This window comes from Pseudomonas sp. 1 (assembly GCF_056626735.1).
The window spans coordinates 1-878 of record NZ_JBWXMQ010000051.1; the positions used below are offsets into that span (position 1 = coordinate 1).

Genomic DNA, 878 nt, shown 5'->3' on the forward strand with positions numbered 1-878 from the left:
TAGTGATTGCGTTAGTCAGTGGCGCATGACCATTCAACACGTCGTTCGGCGCGGTGGTGGTGACGGTGCCGGTGGTCTTACCGACTTCGATGGTGATTTGCTGGCCGTTCGACAGGGTCACGGTCACTGGCGAGCCGGTTACCGGTGCACCCACGGTGGCGGTGTAGGTGACGGTGCCACCCTCGGCCGCTGTCGTGGTCGCCGTCAGCTTCACGGTGGTGGTGTCGATGGTGTCGGTGACGCTGGTCACCGCTGGTGTGGTGCTGGTCACCAGGTTTTCGAAGTTGCCACCAGTGGCGGACTTGATCGTGGCCTGTACGTTGCCGGCGTCCTTGTAGACGTCATCGGCCGGTGCAGGAACGGTCACGGTGCCGGTGGTTTTGCCCGCGTCGATGGTGATGACGGCACCGTTCGACAAGGTCACGGTGACTGGCGAGCCAGCGGCGTTGGTCAGGGTCGCGGTGTAGGTGATCTGGCCACCTTCAGCCACGGTGCCGGTCGCGGTCAGCGACAGGTTGGTGGTGTCGATGGTGTCAGTGACCGTGGTCGAAACCGGAGTCTTGTCGGCGACCAGATTTTCGTAGTTGCCACCGCTCACGTTGGTGATGGCGTTGGTCAGCGGTGCATGGCCAGTCAGCACGTCGTTTGGCGCCGTCGTGGTTACGGTGCCAGTGGTTTTGCCGACTTCGATGGTGATGGTCTGGCCGTTCGACAGGGTCACAGTGACTGGCGAGCCGGTCACCGGTGCATCTACGGTAGCGGTGTAGGTGACGGTGCCACCTTCGGCAGCGGTTTCGGTCGCAGTCAGTTTGACCGTGGTGGTGTCGATGGTATCGGTGACGTTGGTCACGGCTGGCGTGTTGCTGGTCACCAGGTTT

1 protein-coding gene is annotated in these 878 nt (G+C 62.3%); it reads right to left on the reverse strand.

The annotated features are described in order from the left end of the window. Positions 1-878 (reverse strand): immunoglobulin-like domain-containing protein (locus AC1MDC_RS28645; protein WP_480394190.1); only part of this gene is annotated, 878 nt, incomplete at both ends.